Below are 16454 nucleotides of genomic sequence, written 5' to 3'. Positions count from 1 at the left end.
CACATTTCAGAAAGAGTGAGTAATTCATGCCTAAGAAAATCCTTGTTTTACATACAGGTGGGACTATTTCCATGCAAGCAGATGCCTCTGGCGCCGTTGTGACCAGTCAGGACAATCCCATGAACCATGTATCCAATCCACTTGAAGGGATTGAGGTTCATGCCCTAGACTTTTTTAATCTGCCAAGCCCCCATATCAAACCTAAACATATGCTTGCACTCTATCATAAAATCAAAGAGGAAGCTAATAACTACGATGGAGTTGTCATCACACATGGAACAGATACGCTAGAGGAAACTGCCTACTTTCTTGATACCATGGAAATCCCACACATGCCCATCGTTCTAACAGGGGCTATGCGTAGTTCAAACGAACTCGGTAGTGATGGAGTTTATAATTATCTGAGTGCTTTACGAGTCGCCAGCGATGACAAAGCAGCCGACAAGGGTGTGCTGGTCGTCATGAATGATGAGATTCACGCAGCAAAGTATGTTACCAAAACCCATACCACCAACGTCGGTACCTTTCAAACTCCTACTCACGGGCCTCTCGGTCTCATCATGAAGCAAGAAATCCTCTACTTCAAAACAGCTGAGCCTCGTGTCCGTTTTGATCTCGAACATATTCAAGGTCTGGTTCCCATCATCTCGGCCTATGCAGGTATGACAGATGAGCTGATTGATATGCTTGACCTAGATCACCTAGATGGATTAGTCGTTCAAGCTTTTGGAGCAGGTAATGTACCCAAAGAAACAGCTCAAAAATTAGAAAGCCTCCTCCAAAAAGGCATTCCAGTCGCCTTGGTTTCACGTTGTTTTAACGGAATTGCAGAACCCGTTTATGCCTACCAAGGCGGAGGAGTGCAGTTGCAACGAGCTGGTGTTTTCTTTGTCAAAGAACTCAATGCTCAAAAAGCTCGCCTCAAATTATTGATTGCTATCAACGCGGGACTAAAAGGACAAGAACTTCGCAATTACATGGAAGGTTAAAATTGAAAATCAGGAAATCTTCTCGATTCCCTGATTTTTTCTATTTGCGTTTTCGTGTCGAACGACGTTCTGTCAAACCGTGAGGCAGGAGAACTTCACGTTCTTCCAACTCTTCTTTATGCATAATCTTGGTCAACATACGCATACTGATAGCACCAAGGTCGTATAGAGGTTGAGCAATTGTCGTTAAGTTTGGACGAGTGAATCGTGCAATTTGAGAATCATCTGTCGTAATGATTTCAAACTCTTCCGGTACAGAAATACCGTGATCTGCCAAGCCATTTAACACACCCGCAGCCAATTCATCACCTGTCACAACCGCGGCTGTAGCCTGTGAAGAAACCAAGCGCTCTGCCAAGGCATAGCCATCATTATAGCTGTATTTAGACTCAAATACCAAGCCCTCGCTATAAGGGATTCCTGCCTTTTTCAAAGCTTCCTTGTAACCAATCAATCGAATTTTACCATTGATATCATCAACAAGTGGTCCACTGATAAAGGCAATCTTTTCATTTTCCTGAAGCAAATGAGTTACTGCATCAATCGTTGCTTGTTTGTAGTCAATATTAACACTTGGCAACTGGTGTTCGATATCCACCGTTCCTGCAAGGACAACTGGTGTCCGAGAACGAGAAAATTCTGAACGAATCTTTTCAGTCAAGTGATAGCCCATAAAAATGATCCCGTCAACCTGTTTTGAAAAGAGAGTATTAACTACTGAAACTTCTTTTTCATCGTCTTCATCACTGTTGGCTAGGACGATATTGTACTTATACATCTCTGCAATATCATCAATCCCCTTGGCTAGGGTTGAAAAATAGCCATTAGTAATATTTGGAATCACAACACCAACTGTCGTGGTTTTCTTGCTGGCCAAGCCACGCGCTACCGCATTTGGACGATAGTCAAGACGATCAATCACCTCTAGAACTTTTTTACGAGTATTCTCTTTGACGTTCTTATTACCATTCACTACACGGCTAACAGTTGCCATTGAAACCCCAGCTTCACGGGCAACATCATAAATCGTTACTGTATCATCTGTGTTCATTCTGTTTCCTTTCTATATTGAAAATTTCGCTTTCATACATCTGCTTAATCCATTTTATCACTTATTGTAAACACTTTCAAGTATTTTTTAGAGAAACTTTGAAAAAATTTCACAACCTATTCCCATTTTGAAAAAGCGAGTACGATTTCTTGATTTTTGGGATGTTTTGCTGTATGATAAGGAAAAATAAAAGGAGGGAGGGAATGTTTATGGCTTTTACAAATACTCAGAGACGTTCTGCCAGTTTTGGCGTTGTGACCAGCTTGCCTGACGATGTTATCGACTCTTTATGGTTTATTATCGATCATTTTTTGAAAAACGTCTTTGAATTAGAAGAGGAACTCGAATTTCAACTACTAAACAACGAGGGGACCATTACCTTCCATTTCTCTAGTCAGCACCTGCCGACTAGTATCGACTTTGATTTTAATCATCCCTTCGACCCTCTTTACCCTCCTCGGGTTCTTGTTTTAGACATGGACGGGAAAGAAACCATCCTCCTTCCTGAAGAAAATGACCTATTTTAAAAACTCTAGCTTCTCGGCGCAAACTGCTGAGGAACTAGAGTTTTTTCTATTTGTTCAATTCTTGATACAAGTAGCGTATCGGCTGTTTGAGTACTGGATGAATAAAATGGGGAGCTATTTCCACTAACGGCTCAAGAACAAAGAGGCGTTCTGCTATATAAGGATGAGGCAAGATGAGGTCGTCTGTGTAAATGACCTGGTCCTCCACAAAGAGCAAGTCCAAATCAATCAAACGAGGCCCCCAATGCACTTCTCTCACTCGTCCCATTTCTGACTCAATGGCTAATAATGTTTCTAACAAGACTGGTGCTGGTAGCCAGGTTTCTACTTCAATCACCTGATTGGCAAAACTATCCTGTTCCACACCGCCCCAAGGCTCCGTCGTCAAGACACTGGATTCTTTGAGAATATGGATACCTCGAACTCGCAGTTTGTCAATGGCTTGTTCCAAGTTCGCTTGCTTATCCCCCATATTACTTCCCAGGGCGATAAAGGCCCGTTGCTTACGACGGTGAATGGTCACCGAGCAGGTATCCAACGGTAAATGCACTGGAGCCCAAGGTTTTTTGAGTTCCAACTCAATTTCTTGGACAAGAGGATAGGTCTCAAAGGTACGCTCTACTAGTTTGTAGGCTACCGTTTCAATCAAGTCCTCAGTGGTTTCCTGAAACCAAGTCGTCCACTGCTGACAAAGTTCTCCGTAATGGACAGAAGCCGTCAAGTCCAAGTCTGTCGCTGCCTTGGTCATATCATAGGATAAGCTTGCGGAAATAACAAACTTCTGCCCCAATTCTTTCTCACTAGGGAAAAGACCATGATAGGCAAAAATTTCCAAATCTTTAATCTGCAGTTGATCCATAACTTGTCCTTTCTAGAAAAATCCGCTTAAAGCGGATTCTTTTTATAGTCCCATTAGACGATAAGCCTGATCTCGGAGGTCCTTATCTGTTTCAAATAGACCACGAGCGACTGTCGTCAAGGTTACCGTGCCTGGCTTTCTGACACCACGCATGCTCATACACATATGCTCGGCCTCAATGACAACAAAGGCTCCTTTAGCCCCCAGATAGTTCATCAAGGCATCAGCCACTTCAATATTCAACCGTTCTTGAATCTGTGGTTTTTTAGAATAAACTTCAACCGTACGTGCTAGCTTGGACAAGCCTGCCACACGACCATCTGGAATGTAGGCAATGTGCGCTCTCCCATAAAAGGGCAAGAAGTGGTGTTCACACATAGTGTGGAAAAAAATATCCTTTTCTACAACCATATTATCATCAATAATCTCAAAGGATTTTGACAGGTGTTCCTCCGCTGTTTGACCAAGACCTGAAAAAATCTCTTGGTACATACGGGCTACACGAGCAGGTGTTTCCTGCAATCCCTCGCGATTAGCATCCTCACCGACAGCCTCAATAATCATTTTTACAGCCGTTTCAATCTTTTGTGTATCCATTCTCGTTCTTCCTCTCCATCAGATAGGCTCTCACTTGGCTCAAGAAATACAAGGAGCCCGTAACAATCCTAACTGTTTTTTTCTCTTCTTTTCTATCTGTCAATTTCTGCTCTAGAAAATCCTGCCAACTTTGATAGTTGAGATTTCTAGACTCAGCTGCCTCTTTCAATACTCTTTCATCCGTCGCCCGACTATCGTCAAAACAGGTTAAAGTCAGTTGACTATCTGGCACCGTTTCTAGCAAATCCAGCATATCCTCCAAAGCCTTGGTTTTGATACAAGTAAAGAGAATTTCCTTATGATAGTCATCAAAACGTTCTTGCAAAGTATTCAACAAAGCTTTGATAGCATGCGGATTGTGAGCCCCATCCAAAAGCAGCAAAGGGGCACTAGACACGACCTCCAAACGCCCTGGCCATCTGGTTTCCTCCATGGCTTGAGCAACCAAGTCATTGCTAGCTAATTCTCGTCCAACCTCCTGACAATAAGTGTCTAAGAGAGCAAGCGCCATCCCCGCATTTTCTATCTGGTGCAAGCCAAGCAGACCTGTTTGAAAGCGACCTTGTCTGACAGAACTGGTATAATCAAAGATTTCACCCGCTACCACGCTTTCTTGATGACGAACCTGATAATCTTTTCCATAGGCAAGTCTAGGCGCATCTTTCCCTTCCGCAATGCGGTCAATAACAGTCAAGGCTTCAGGAACAATATGACCTGTCACTAATGGAATACCTTGTTTGATAATACCAGCCTTCTGCTCTGCTATGGCTTCCAAGGTGTCACCAAGTAGGGCTACATGATCCAGTCCAATGGTCGTAATTCCTGTTAAAATCGGCTTGCAGACATTGGTACTATCCAAAAGACCACCCATGCCCACTTCCATGATGGCCACATCTACTTTCTCTGAGGCAAAGTAATCATAAGCTAGAGCTGTGATAATCTCAAACTCAGTCGTTCCTTGTAAAGCAGCGACCTTCTCCCCCTCAAGCAAAGACTGATAGTCTGCCATGAGGGCTTCTAGCCTAGCCTCGGGAATGGATTCCCCATTGATGCTAATCTGGTCTGTGTAATGAATGAGATAAGGCGAGCTAAAAACTCCAACTTTCAACCCCATCTTTTCCAGCATACTTTTCAAAAAAGCAATGGTCGAACCCTTTCCATTGGTTCCACCGATATGGATAACCCTGAGCTTGAGATGGGGATTGCCACGCAAAGCTAATAGTTCCACCATTCGTTCCAAACCAAAATGCGGTTGGTCCGTCCGGTAGTGAGCAATCCACTGATTGTTTTGAATTTCTTTCATCTTATTTATATTGTTTTAAATCTAGATTTTCTGCATCATCTGCCAAACGAATGGCTGACGCAATTTCAACTGCCATCTTATGACTGGCTACATCGTGCACGCGCACCACTTCGACACCCTGTCTCGCAGCGATACTAGTCACATGAGCCGAAGCGGTGTCCCGATTTCGGAAACCGACTTCCGTTTCAGGATTGACTTCAAAGCCATTTCCCTCCAAGATATTGAGGACAAATCGCTTGCGCGAAACTCCAAGAAAGATTGGATAGCCTTTCTGATGCAGTTTATCCAGATCACGTAGAAGGAGTAGATTTTCTTTCTTAGTCAGACCAAAGCCAATTCCTGGATCCAGCAGAATATTTTCTTGTGCAATCCCAGCTTCTTCTGCTCTTGCTAAGGCTCGTTCGAAGAAAGACTTCATCAAATCTTCGATTGGCATTTTTTCAAAGTCAGCTAACTCTTCCTCTGTAAAAGCTTGTCCAAAGCCAAAATGAGGAAATATGAGCGAACTAGGGTGCTGAGGTCGAGTCATGACTGGATTAAACATGATAACTACTTGCGCTCCCGCTTTGGCAACCACATGAGACATTTTCTCATCACCCATGAGACCAGTGATATCATTTACCAGATTGGCACCAGCTTCCAAAGCAGCTTCTGCCACCTGACTTTTCCAAGTATCGATGGAAATAAGGACATCACTTTCCTTACGGATAGCTTTGATTACTGGAACAACACGCTGGATTTCCTCTTCTATCTCAACATGGCTGCCACCCGGCCGAGTTGATTCTCCACCAATATCTAGCATGCTAGCTCCTTCAGCTATCAATTTACGGGCTTGCTGAAGAGCCTGGTCAACAGCAAAAAACTGCCCACCATCCGAAAAGGAATCTGGGGTTACATTGATAATTCCGCAAATGGCTGTTTTTGCCTGACTAGCTTTATTGGACATACGGTCACTCCTCAAGGTTTTTCACCACATTATTTCTCTATTTTACCATAAAAAGAAAAAGATGGATACGCTAGCATTTATCTTTTCCAAGTAAGGAAATGGTTTAGAAAGGTAAGCCTACATTTCGACTAATCAAAACCAGTAAAGCCAGCAAACAAAAGGCGATACCATTGACAATCATATGAAGCAAGATTGACATCTCTAAACGTTCTGTTCTGTAGGCTGTCCAAGTTAAAACTGTCGACATTCCTCCATAGATAAGGAGAGAAGGCAGATTGGTCGGTGTGTGGAGCAAGGCAAAGACGACTGCACCTACAAGATAACCCAACTTCTCCTTCCCACGGAAGATCTTTTTAGGGATAATTCCACGACACAATATTTCCTCACAAATGGGAGCAATCAGAACCAGTAAGAAAAAACTGGAAATCAGCGAGCTATTCTGAACCAGATTATTAATAGTTGATTGGTTGCTGGTCGTAGATTCATTCATCAGACGAAGCAAGGCAGATCCGAATAAATTACTTGTGAAAATAACCAAATAACTCAAAACCAAGCGGGCCAGATCTTTTGCCTTGAAAAAAGAAAGATTGAAGGTCGCAATCTCTGTTTTTCGCGCACTAAAGATAAAAACCGCTAGAATAGCAACCGACAGCAAAGCCACCAAGAGTCCTGACTGGAGGAGTGGGAATTGTCTAGCAGATAAAAGGGCAGATAAAATTAAAGGAAGTTGGGATAACACCAATCCTATTAAAAAAATCAACACCCATATTCCTCTATCCAGAATTTCTTGCCAGATACCTTTTTTCTTCATGATGTACCTCCTTATAATAAAAAGGGGAGACTCCCCTTTTTCTATTATACCATTTATAGCTTATAGCGCCATGCTAATATAGTTCAGGATGAACAAGGCATCCAAAATCCAAATCATCACGTGCACATCCTTGGCTTGACCTTTGACAACTTTTGTCAAGGTATAAGTCAAGAAACCAACAGCAATACCTTGTGTGATAGAGTAGCTGAATCCCATAAAGATAGATGTGAAGAAGGCAGGAACCGCTTCAGCCATATCATCCCAAGGAATGTTTTTCAAGTTAGAAAGCATCATGATTCCGACGATGATCAAAATTGGCGCTGTTGCAGCTGTCGGAACAATCGCTAGAAGTGGGCTAAAGAAGCTAGAGAGAGCAAAACAGATTGCAACAACTAGGGCCGTCAAACCAGTACGTCCACCAGCACCGATACCCGCCGCAGACTCAACATAAGTCGTAACGTTTGAAGTACCTGCAATGGCACCTACTGAAGTCGCCACCAAGTCAGAGTAAAGAGCCTTGTCCAATTTAACTGACTCATGGTTTTCCCCACTTGTCGCAACGATACCAACTTTTTCACCAGTACCGATAAGAGTACCAATTGTATCAAAAATATCCGTTAGTGAGAAGGCAAGAATAGCCATCAAGGTTTCTGGTAAACGTGAAGTGTTTGAAATCAAAGATCCTAAACCTTCTGAACCCAGAGCAGCACCAAACAAGGTTCCTAGGTCATTAACTGCTGATGAAAGATTGTTGCTAGCGAAGTCAATCCCTGATAATTTCACAACACCAACAGCAATGGCAAGCACAGTCGTTGTTAAAATAGAAAGAATGATTCCACCTTTGATGCCTTTAACAACAAAGAAGATGGTAATAGCCAGACCAGCAAGAGCCACCAACACTGCTGGAGTATTGAAGTCTACCAATCCAGGAACGGCTGCTGAGTTTGCAGTAAGAGCAGCTTGAGCCTTGTCTGCTCCTTCACCTGCTACAGTATAAGTACCTGGATCAATCGAGAATTTCAAGAGACCAGCATTCTTAATCCCAACGTAGGCAAGGAAAACACCAATACCAGCTGAAATTGCTGAACGGAGCGTTGTAGGAATGGATTCGATGATCATTTTACGAACATTTGTCAAGGTAATAATCAGTGAAATAATTCCACAAATGAAGACCATACCAAGAGCTTCTTTCCAAGTATAGCCCATCCCAAACACAACTGTAAATGTGAAGAAGGCATTCAATCCCATACCTGGTGCTTGTGCGTATGGCAAATTAGCATAGAAAGCCATCATCAAAGTACCAACTACAGAACCGATAATTGTTGCCAAGAACACACCTTGAACAGGCATCCCTGTTTGTGAAAGCATTTGAGGGTTTACAAAGAGAATATAACTCATTGCAAAGAATGTTGTTAAACCAGCAAGCACCTCTGTACGGACATCTGTCCCATGCTCTTTTAGTTTAAATAGTTTGTCCATGTTTAATCTCCTTTTGTTTTTTACGAACAATGAGAGTATTATATCATTTATCATTCACCTTTTCAATATGTTTGTTTGATTTATTTAACAAAATGAAATTTCTATTTTTGTTTTGAGTCTGTTTTTCTGCTTTCTTTTTGATATAATAGTAGACATCTTATCTGGAATGTACTAGGAAGGTTTATATGACTAAAAAAATTATCGCAGTCGATTTGGACGGAACCCTGCTCAACTCAGAGAGTAAGATTTCAGATTTTACTCGAAACACAATTAAACGAATTGCTGAAAAAGGCCACCATGTCATCATCACTACTGGGCGCCCTTACCGTATGGCAAAAGAATTTTATCAGGAACTAGAGTTACACACACCTATGATCAACTTCAACGGTTCCCTTACCCATCTACCTGGGCAGACTTGGGAACACGAAAAGTGCTTGACCTTGGACAAAAAATACCTCTTAGACATGGTCAAACGCAAAGAGGATATCCAAGCCGACTTTATTGCAGGAGAATACCGCAAGAAATTTTATATTACGGCTCCTAATGAAGAAATTGCCAATCCCAAACTATTTGGTGTAGAAAATTTCCAACCAGAAAATCAATTCAAATCTGAATTGGTGACCAAGGATCCTAACTGTATCCTCTTACAAACAAGAGTCGATGATAAATACGCGCTAGCAGATGAGATGAATCGTTTTTACCAACACCAACTGGCAATTAATACCTGGGGAGGCCCTCTTAACATTCTCGAATGTACACCAAAAGGGGTCAACAAAGCCTTTGCTTTAGAATACTTGCTCAATGTTATGAACCGTGACAAAAAAGATCTGATTGCCTTTGGAGATGAACACAATGACACCGAAATGCTGGCTTTTGCAGGCAAGGGATATGCCATGAAAAATGCCAATCCCGATTTGCTACCATATGCAGATGAGCAACTCTCTCTGACAAATGATGAAGATGGTGTTGCCCATACCCTACAAGATTTGTTCCTATGACACTCAAAAAGTTAGCTTGTGCTAGCTTTTTTGATTTTCACAATTTTTCAATTAATCGGCCTGTTTTCATTTTTTTATATTAAATTACTCCCTTATCTTTTTAAACATTTCTACAAAATATCTATATATTAACATTTTGTAGAGGTGTTTTTATTGAAAACTTTCCTGTTTTTAGAAAAAATAGTTGATTTTTATATGAAAACGGTTTATACTTAATTAGGCTTAAAGTTTTCTTAAACACACAGTCAAACATTTTAAAGGAGGAATGACAATAATGAGTATCGGAATCATTATTGCGAGCCACGGCGAATTTGCTGCGGGTATTCATCAGTCCGGATCCATGATTTTTGGTGAACAAGAGAAGGTTCAAGTTGTAACCTTTATGCCAAATGAAGGTCCAGATGATTTATACGCTAAGCTCAATAACGCTGTTGCTGCATTTGACGCAGAAGATGAGGTTCTAGTATTGGCTGACCTTTGGAGTGGATCTCCATTCAACCAAGCTAGTCGCGTGATGGGAGAAAATCCAGAACGTAAATTTGCCATCATCACAGGACTAAACTTGCCGATGTTGATCCAAGCCTACACAGAGCGCCTTATGGACGCGAATGCAGGTGTGGAAAAAGTCGCTGCGAATATCATTAAAGAAGCCAAAGATGGCATCAAAGCTCTTCCAGAAGAGCTTAACCCAGTTGAGGAAGTTGCAACTGCTGCAGCTGCTCCTGCCGCACAAGCTGCGATTCCAGAAGGAACTGTTATCGGTGACGGTAAACTGAAAATCAACCTTGCTCGTCTAGACACTCGTCTACTTCACGGTCAGGTTGCGACTGCTTGGACTCCAGATTCAAAAGCAAACCGTATCATCGTTGCTTCAGACAACGTTGCTAACGACGACTTGCGTAAAGAATTGATCAAACAAGCAGCTCCAAACGGAGTAAAAGCCAACGTTGTCCCAATTCAAAAATTGATCGACGTTGCAAAAGACCCACGTTTCGGCGAAACTCATGCCCTTATCTTGTTTGAAACTCCACAAGATGCACTTCGTGCTATCGAAGGTGGCGTGCCAATCAAGACCCTTAACGTTGGTTCTATGGCTCACTCAACAGGTAAAACAATGATTAACAACGTTTTGTCTATGGACAAAGAAGACGTTGCAACCTTTGAAAAAATGCGTGACCTCGGTGTTGAATTTGACGTACGTAAAGTACCAAACGACACGAAAAAAGATTTGTTTGACTTGATTAAGAAAGCAAACGTTCAATAATTTTAATCTGTTTCTATCTTTTTTGAAAACAGGATTAAATACTTTATTAAAACTAAATAGAAAAGGAATAAAACCATGTCAGATATTTCAATCATTTCTGCTATCTTGGTTGTAGTTGTTGCCTTCCTTGCAGGTCTTGAAGGTATCCTCGACCAATTCCAATTCCATCAACCAATCGTCGCATGTACCCTTATCGGACTTGCAACTGGTAACCTCGAAGCAGGTGTTATGCTTGGTGGATCTCTCCAAATGATCGCTCTTGGTTGGGCAAACATCGGAGCTGCCGTAGCTCCTGACGCTGCTCTTGCATCTGTTGCTGCAGCGATCATCTTGATCAAAGGTGGTAACTTTACTACTGATGGTATCGCCGTTGCAACTGCAACAGCTATCCCTCTTGCCGTAGCTGGACTTTTCTTGACAATGATTGTTCGTACAATCTCAGTTGCCTTGGTTCACTCAGCTGATGCTGCTGCTAAAGACGGAAACTTTGCTGCTGTTGAGCGTGCTCACTTTATTGCTCTACTTCTTCAAGGTCTTCGTATCGCAATCCCTGCAGCCTTCCTGATTGCTATCCCTGCTTCTGCTGTTCAAGACGCTCTTGGTTTGATGCCAGACTGGTTAAACGGTGGTATGGCTGTCGGTGGTGCTATGGTCGTTGCCGTTGGTTACGCTATGGTTATCAACATGATGGCAACTCGTGAAGTATGGCCATTCTTCGCTATCGGTTTTGCTCTTGCAGCAATCTCTCAATTGACTTTGATTGCCCTTGGTGTCATCGGTGTTGCTCTTGCCTTCATCTACCTTAACCTTTCAAAACAAGGTGGAAACGGTGGCGGCGGAGCTGCGACTTCTAACGACCCAATCGGTGATATCCTAGAAGACTACTAGAAAGGGGAACAATCATGGCTGAAAAAATTCAATTATCAAAATCAGATCGTCAAAAAGTTTGGTGGCGTTCACAATTCCTTCAAGGTTCTTGGAACTACGAGCGTATGCAAAACTTGGGTTGGGCTTACTCACTAATCCCAGCTATCAAAAAATTGTACACTAAAAAAGAAGACCAAGCGGCTGCTCTTGAGCGTCACCTTGAGTTCTTCAACACTCACCCATACGTAGCTGCTCCAATCATGGGGGTTACTCTTGCACTTGAAGAAGAGCGTGCTAACGGTGTTGAAATCGACGACGCGGCTATCCAAGGGGTTAAAATCGGTATGATGGGACCTCTTGCTGGTATCGGTGACCCAGTATTCTGGTTTACAGTTCGTCCTATCCTTGGAGCTCTTGGTGCATCACTTGCTGCATCTGGTAATATTGTTGGTCCTCTTCTCTTCTTCTTTGGATGGAATGCTATCCGTATGGCCTTCCTATGGTATACACAAGAGTTCGGTTACAAAGCTGGATCTGAAATCACTAAAGACATGTCTGGTGGTATCTTGAAAGATATCACTAAAGGAGCATCTATCCTTGGTATGTTCATCCTTGCTGTTCTTGTACAACGTTGGGTATCTATCAACTTTACTGTGAACCTTCCAGGTAAACAATTGGCTGAAGGTGCTTACATCAACTTCCCAGAAGGGCCTGTAACAGGTGGAGAATTGAAGGGAATTCTTGGTCAGGCTCTTAGTGGTTTGAGCTTGGATAGCGTTCAACCACAAACACTTCAAGGTCAGTTGAACTCATTGATTCCAGGATTGATGGGACTTCTCCTTACTTTCCTCTGCATGTGGTTGCTTAAGAAAAAAGTATCACCAATCGCAATCATCCTTGCTCTCTTTGCAGTAGGTATTGCAGCTCGTTTCCTCGGTATCATGTAATCCAAGCCATCGAGAATATAGATAAAAAAGAATCAGGATCAAAGCCTGATTCTTTTTGTGTATCAACTTTTTCTTCTAGTCAGATAATGCAGGCTCCCAATCACCACTGCTAGGATGGCTACATAGAGTACTTGAGTGGTTTCTAGAGGCACAAAAGCTCCTCGCAGGATAAAGGTATTGGCAAGCAATCCAACAAGGGCTGCAAGGCTCAAAAACGTGAGCAAGACTAGTTTATATCGATTAAAGGGAATGCTGACCTTGGCAACTAGACACAGACCATTGATCAAAGCAAGGAGGAAGCAAATAAATTTGACCTGACCTGGGACAGTGATAAAGAAGTTCGTCAGGAGAACACTAGCAACCAGAATGCCACCACCAATCGCAGCATTGGTCAAAATATCTCGCATAAAATGTGTGCTAACCTTTTCTTTATTGGACTCAAAAGTTAGGAAGAAGGATGGAATCCCAATCGTAATGGCTGAAATGATTGTAAACTGAATAGGGATAAAGGCAAATTCCAAACCAAATATCACACTCAAAATGGCAAACACGATGGAGAAGAAGGTCTTTGTTAGAAAGAGAGATGCTACCTTTTGGATGTTATTGATGACACGGCGACCTTCCATCAAGATATCATAAAAAACTGCAAAGTCATCTGTCAGGAAAACAATATTGGATACACTTTTGGCTGCGCTGGTAGCACTATTCATGGCGAAACTAATATCTGCTTTCTTGAGAGCCAGAACATCATTGACTCCGTCACCGCTCATGGCAACTGTTTTACCAGCCTTTTGCAAAATAGTCACCATCTTTTCTTTCTGTTCAGGTGTCACCCGACCAAAGATATCGTGTTCCAAGACCACTCTTTCAAAGTCCTCATCACTCACCTTGGTCATATCAATCGCACGGGCTGATTCTTTAAATCCTGCCTTACGAGCGACCCCATATACAGCCACATGATTATCCCCACTGATAATCTTCACTTCAACACCTTGTGACTCGAAATAGTCAAAGGTTTCCTTGGTATTTTCCTTGATCTCATCTGACAGAACGACGTGGCCTAGTAATTTCATATTGGCTGGACTTGTAATCTGGTCCTTGCTATAAGCAAGCGATAAGATTCGAAAACCTTGCTGTTTTAGATTTTCATAGTAGGCATCCATTGGTTGACTAAATCCTAGAAATTCATAGGCTCCGAAAAAGTAAGTCCCTCCATTTTTAACTTGGACAAAGGAATACTTGTTTTTGCTTGAAAAGGCACCAACTTCTTGAACTTCCCACTTTTTCTCACACGTTAAGTAAGTCTTCAGAGCTCGCGAAGTCGCATTTTCATCCTCGAAATAAGCCAGATAAGAAGATAGTTTCTCTGCTACATTAACATCCATTTCTTGGACCTTCATATTACCAGTCGTGATGGTACCTGTCTTATCAAAACAAAGAACATCTACTCGCGCCAAGGTCTCTACACAGTATAGTTCCTGCACTAGAACCTTCTTTTTGGCCAGCTTCATGGCTGCTACCGCTAGGGAGACGCTGACCAAGAGAATCAAACCCTCTGGAATCATGCCGACCAAGGCACCTGAACTTCCTAAAACAATTTCAACATAAGACCGTCCTAGACTAAAACCTCTGACATAGAGCAGAATGGCAACTGGCACCAGCAAGATCGAGACGATTTTTAAAATCTTATCCATGTAATCGCGCAGTTGAGAAGGGTATTTTTTGAATTCCTTGCTGGATTTTGCGAGTTTGTTGATATAACTATCGGGACCCACAGCTGTCGCCGTGACCAGACAAGTACCGCTGACGACATTGCTTCCGCTCATCAGCTTGTCACCAACTGTTTTAAAGACCGAATCACTTTCACCCGTCAGCAAGGACTCATCAACTTCAATATTCCCTTCAAGGACTTCTGCATCGACAGGCACCTGATCTCCCAGATTGAGATGCAGGTACTCGCCTAGAACGATGTCCTCTGGAGCAACCTCAATCGTTTGACCATCTCGGTTGACTCTGTACTTACTTTTACCAAGTAAACTTAGCTTTTCCAAAGCATTTTTTGAACGCACTTCTTGGAAAATCCCGATGGCTGTATTGATAGCAATCACACCTAAAAAGAGCATATTCTCAAATCGCAAGGTTGTGGCTACCAGAACTGCCAGAGCCAAGTTCATGGCATTAAAGAAGGTAAAGATATTTGAAACAACGATTTCCTTGGTTGTTTTATAAGGTTTAATGTCACTGATATTTCGTTGACGATCCTTGATGTCTTGGCTGCTTAAATACTTCATTTCTACTCCGATATCCTTTTGTACTACTATAGTAACACATATCTTTTTCTCTGTCACTTAAAGACTCAAAATAAGAAGAACTCCCTTAGCAAGCATCATTTATCGCCACTTTAAGAAGGACTTAAAAAAGAAGCTAGGATTCCCCTAACCTCTTTTCTCTATGCTTTATTCTGCCAAGGCTCCCATTGGATCCCATGGTGCAAGTACGATTGGTTCTGCTTCATAGGTAGCTTGTTCTTCTGCTGTCAGCAATTCCTTACGAACAACGATTTGGTAAGTGTATTCGTCCATCCAAGCGTCTGAGGCAACAAAGTAACCATCTGCACCGACCTTGTCTCCCCATGAGTTTTCAACCTTCCACTTGGTTGACTTGCCATTTTCGTCCAAGTCCACACCTGTCAAGACCATGGCGTGGGTCATCAAACTTTCGCTGTAGTCCAAACGTCCAGCCTTGTCTTGAGTGAGTTGAATATCCATACTTGATTCAAAGTCATAAACATCAGTCGCAAGGATTCCAGCTTTACGGTTGCTGAGTTGACCGACATCAGAACCAAACCAAACAGTTTCTCCTGTCTGCATTTGGGCAATCGCTAATTCTTTCAAGCGCTCCATAGGTACATTGATGTAACGAACTGCACGGCTGCCAACGACATTTCCCAACATCTCAACTGTGTAAGATTTACCGTAAGGCTTATCAGCAGTTGGAGCATTGATAACAGAAACATAATCTTCTAGAGGAATATCAACATATTTCTTGTAAAATTCCTGTGGTGTGATACCCTTTTCACTTTGGTAGTTGTTGTCTTTATCGCGATAAGCAAAGTCAAATTTACGTGGTGGAAGTCCTAGTGACATAGCAAGGAAGTTAAAGATTTCTTGTAAGAGGTCTTCTTTCTTAGCTTGAACAGTCGCTTGGTCTGCACCAGAAGCAAGCAAGTCACGCAAGATTTGAGCATCTTGACGAAGCAATTTGTTAAGGATGGCATTGAGCTCACGGCTGCTGCTAGATGAAACAGACTCAGGGTAAACTGACTTAGGAACAACACCGTATTTCTCAAAGAGGGCAACGACCATATCCCATTGTCCTCCATCTTGTTGAGGGGTTTGGAGTAGGAAGCTAACCTTGCGGCTCGTCAAGTCTTGGTCTGCAGTCGCAATCACTTGCTCCAAGAACCAGTTAGATTTCTCATACTTGTCCCAGAAGAAGGTGTGGGCCTGAGACAATTCAAAGTTCTCCAGTTTGTATTGAGAGATGAGTTTGTGGCGGAAGGTGTTGAGAGCTGCAAACATCCAGCAACGACCTGATGCTTTCTGGTTGGTCACCTTGTCCTTGGTCAAATCAAGCGAGAAAACAGGTGTATTGTCTACATGGCTTTGGCGACGCTCTAGGGCTGCAAAAATTCCATTGTGGCTGGCAGCATTTTCGATCGCTTGGTATTTGACATTTGCTTCATAGTTGGCAAATAATTTATCTGTAAATGATTCTTGAATCGCGTTCATAGATTCCTCCTTTTATTCTACAGTC

At 42.4% G+C, this 16454-nt stretch carries 15 protein-coding genes; 6 read left to right on the top strand and 9 right to left on the bottom strand.

All coding sequences use genetic code 11. The features are described from left to right. Positions 1-26 precede the first annotated feature (26 nt). On the top strand, positions 27-989 hold the full coding sequence (locus D8805_RS03805; RefSeq protein ID WP_125415486.1) for an asparaginase: 963 nt from the start codon (positions 27-29) through the stop codon (positions 987-989). Positions 990-1029: 40 nt separating this feature from the next. On the opposite strand, the gene ccpA is transcribed toward D8805_RS03805, so the two are convergent. Continuing rightward, positions 1030-2040, bottom strand: coding sequence for a catabolite control protein A (gene ccpA / locus D8805_RS03800; protein WP_001090631.1), 1011 nt, complete (start codon positions 2038-2040; stop codon positions 1030-1032). A gap of 209 nt (positions 2041-2249) precedes the next feature. Here ccpA and D8805_RS03795 point away from each other — a divergent pair, with 209 nt between their 5' ends. Continuing rightward, a complete protein-coding gene (locus D8805_RS03795; protein ID WP_000886039.1) occupies positions 2250-2567 on the top strand; it encodes a DUF960 domain-containing protein in 318 nt (105 codons plus the stop codon). A gap of 46 nt (positions 2568-2613) precedes the next feature. Here the strand turns inward: D8805_RS03795 and folK are convergent, their stop codons facing one another. From folK to D8805_RS03765, 6 genes are all read right to left on the bottom strand, one after another. Continuing rightward, entirely contained in the window at positions 2614-3426 is an 813-nt protein-coding gene (gene folK, locus D8805_RS03790; protein ID WP_125415484.1) for a 2-amino-4-hydroxy-6-hydroxymethyldihydropteridine diphosphokinase, read from the bottom strand. A gap of 42 nt (positions 3427-3468) precedes the next feature. Beyond that, positions 3469-4023, bottom strand: coding sequence for a GTP cyclohydrolase I FolE (folE, locus tag D8805_RS03785; RefSeq protein WP_000380934.1), 555 nt, complete (start codon positions 4021-4023; stop codon positions 3469-3471). Then, positions 4004-5326: a bifunctional folylpolyglutamate synthase/dihydrofolate synthase gene (locus tag D8805_RS03780; RefSeq protein WP_000659084.1), complete on the bottom strand. Its 1323-nt coding sequence runs from the start codon at positions 5324-5326 to the stop codon at positions 4004-4006. Before D8805_RS03780 ends, folE begins: the two co-directional genes overlap by 20 nt. Position 5327: 1 nt before the next feature. After that, entirely contained in the window at positions 5328-6272 is a 945-nt protein-coding gene (folP, locus tag D8805_RS03775) for a dihydropteroate synthase (protein ID WP_125415482.1), read from the bottom strand. Between the two features lie 103 nt (positions 6273-6375). Next, positions 6376-7083, bottom strand: a complete 708-nt coding sequence (locus tag D8805_RS03770) for a CPBP family intramembrane glutamic endopeptidase (RefSeq protein WP_000726540.1) — start codon at positions 7081-7083, stop codon at positions 6376-6378. A 60-nt stretch (positions 7084-7143) separates the two neighbouring features. Further along, positions 7144-8562 (bottom strand): NCS2 family permease, encoded by a 1419-nt coding sequence (locus D8805_RS03765; RefSeq protein ID WP_000359243.1) that lies wholly within the window; start codon positions 8560-8562, stop codon positions 7144-7146. Between the two features lie 185 nt (positions 8563-8747). Here D8805_RS03765 and D8805_RS03760 point away from each other — a divergent pair, with 185 nt between their 5' ends. The 4 genes from D8805_RS03760 (at position 8748) to D8805_RS03745 (ending at position 12638) form a co-directional block, all read left to right on the top strand. Further along, complete coding sequence (locus tag D8805_RS03760; protein WP_000162367.1) at positions 8748-9560, top strand: Cof-type HAD-IIB family hydrolase; 813 nt, start codon at positions 8748-8750, stop codon at positions 9558-9560. A gap of 274 nt (positions 9561-9834) precedes the next feature. After that, positions 9835-10824, top strand: a complete 990-nt coding sequence (locus D8805_RS03755; RefSeq protein ID WP_125415480.1) for a PTS sugar transporter subunit IIB — start codon at positions 9835-9837, stop codon at positions 10822-10824. Positions 10825-10899: 75 nt separating this feature from the next. Beyond that, complete coding sequence (locus D8805_RS03750; RefSeq protein ID WP_125415478.1) at positions 10900-11712, top strand: PTS mannose/fructose/sorbose transporter subunit IIC; 813 nt, start codon at positions 10900-10902, stop codon at positions 11710-11712. Positions 11713-11726: 14 nt separating this feature from the next. After that, a complete protein-coding gene (locus tag D8805_RS03745; RefSeq protein ID WP_000818320.1) occupies positions 11727-12638 on the top strand; it encodes a PTS system mannose/fructose/sorbose family transporter subunit IID in 912 nt (303 codons plus the stop codon). A 62-nt stretch (positions 12639-12700) separates the two neighbouring features. On the opposite strand, the gene D8805_RS03740 is transcribed toward D8805_RS03745, so the two are convergent. Both D8805_RS03740 and pepC read right to left on the bottom strand, forming a co-directional pair. Next, complete coding sequence (locus D8805_RS03740) at positions 12701-14929, bottom strand: HAD-IC family P-type ATPase (protein WP_125415476.1); 2229 nt, start codon at positions 14927-14929, stop codon at positions 12701-12703. Positions 14930-15094: 165 nt separating this feature from the next. Further along, positions 15095-16429 carry an aminopeptidase C gene (pepC, locus tag D8805_RS03735; RefSeq protein ID WP_125415474.1) on the bottom strand — a complete coding sequence of 445 codons (1335 nt, stop codon included), beginning with the start codon at positions 16427-16429 and terminating at the stop codon, positions 15095-15097. Between the last annotated feature and the right edge of the window lie 25 nt (positions 16430-16454).

The sequence above is a fragment of the Streptococcus oralis subsp. dentisani genome (assembly GCF_003944205.1).
In the GTDB taxonomy this organism is placed as follows: Bacteria; Bacillota; Bacilli; order Lactobacillales; family Streptococcaceae; genus Streptococcus; species Streptococcus oralis_BH.
This window is presented reverse-complemented; position numbering and strand designations above follow the sequence as displayed.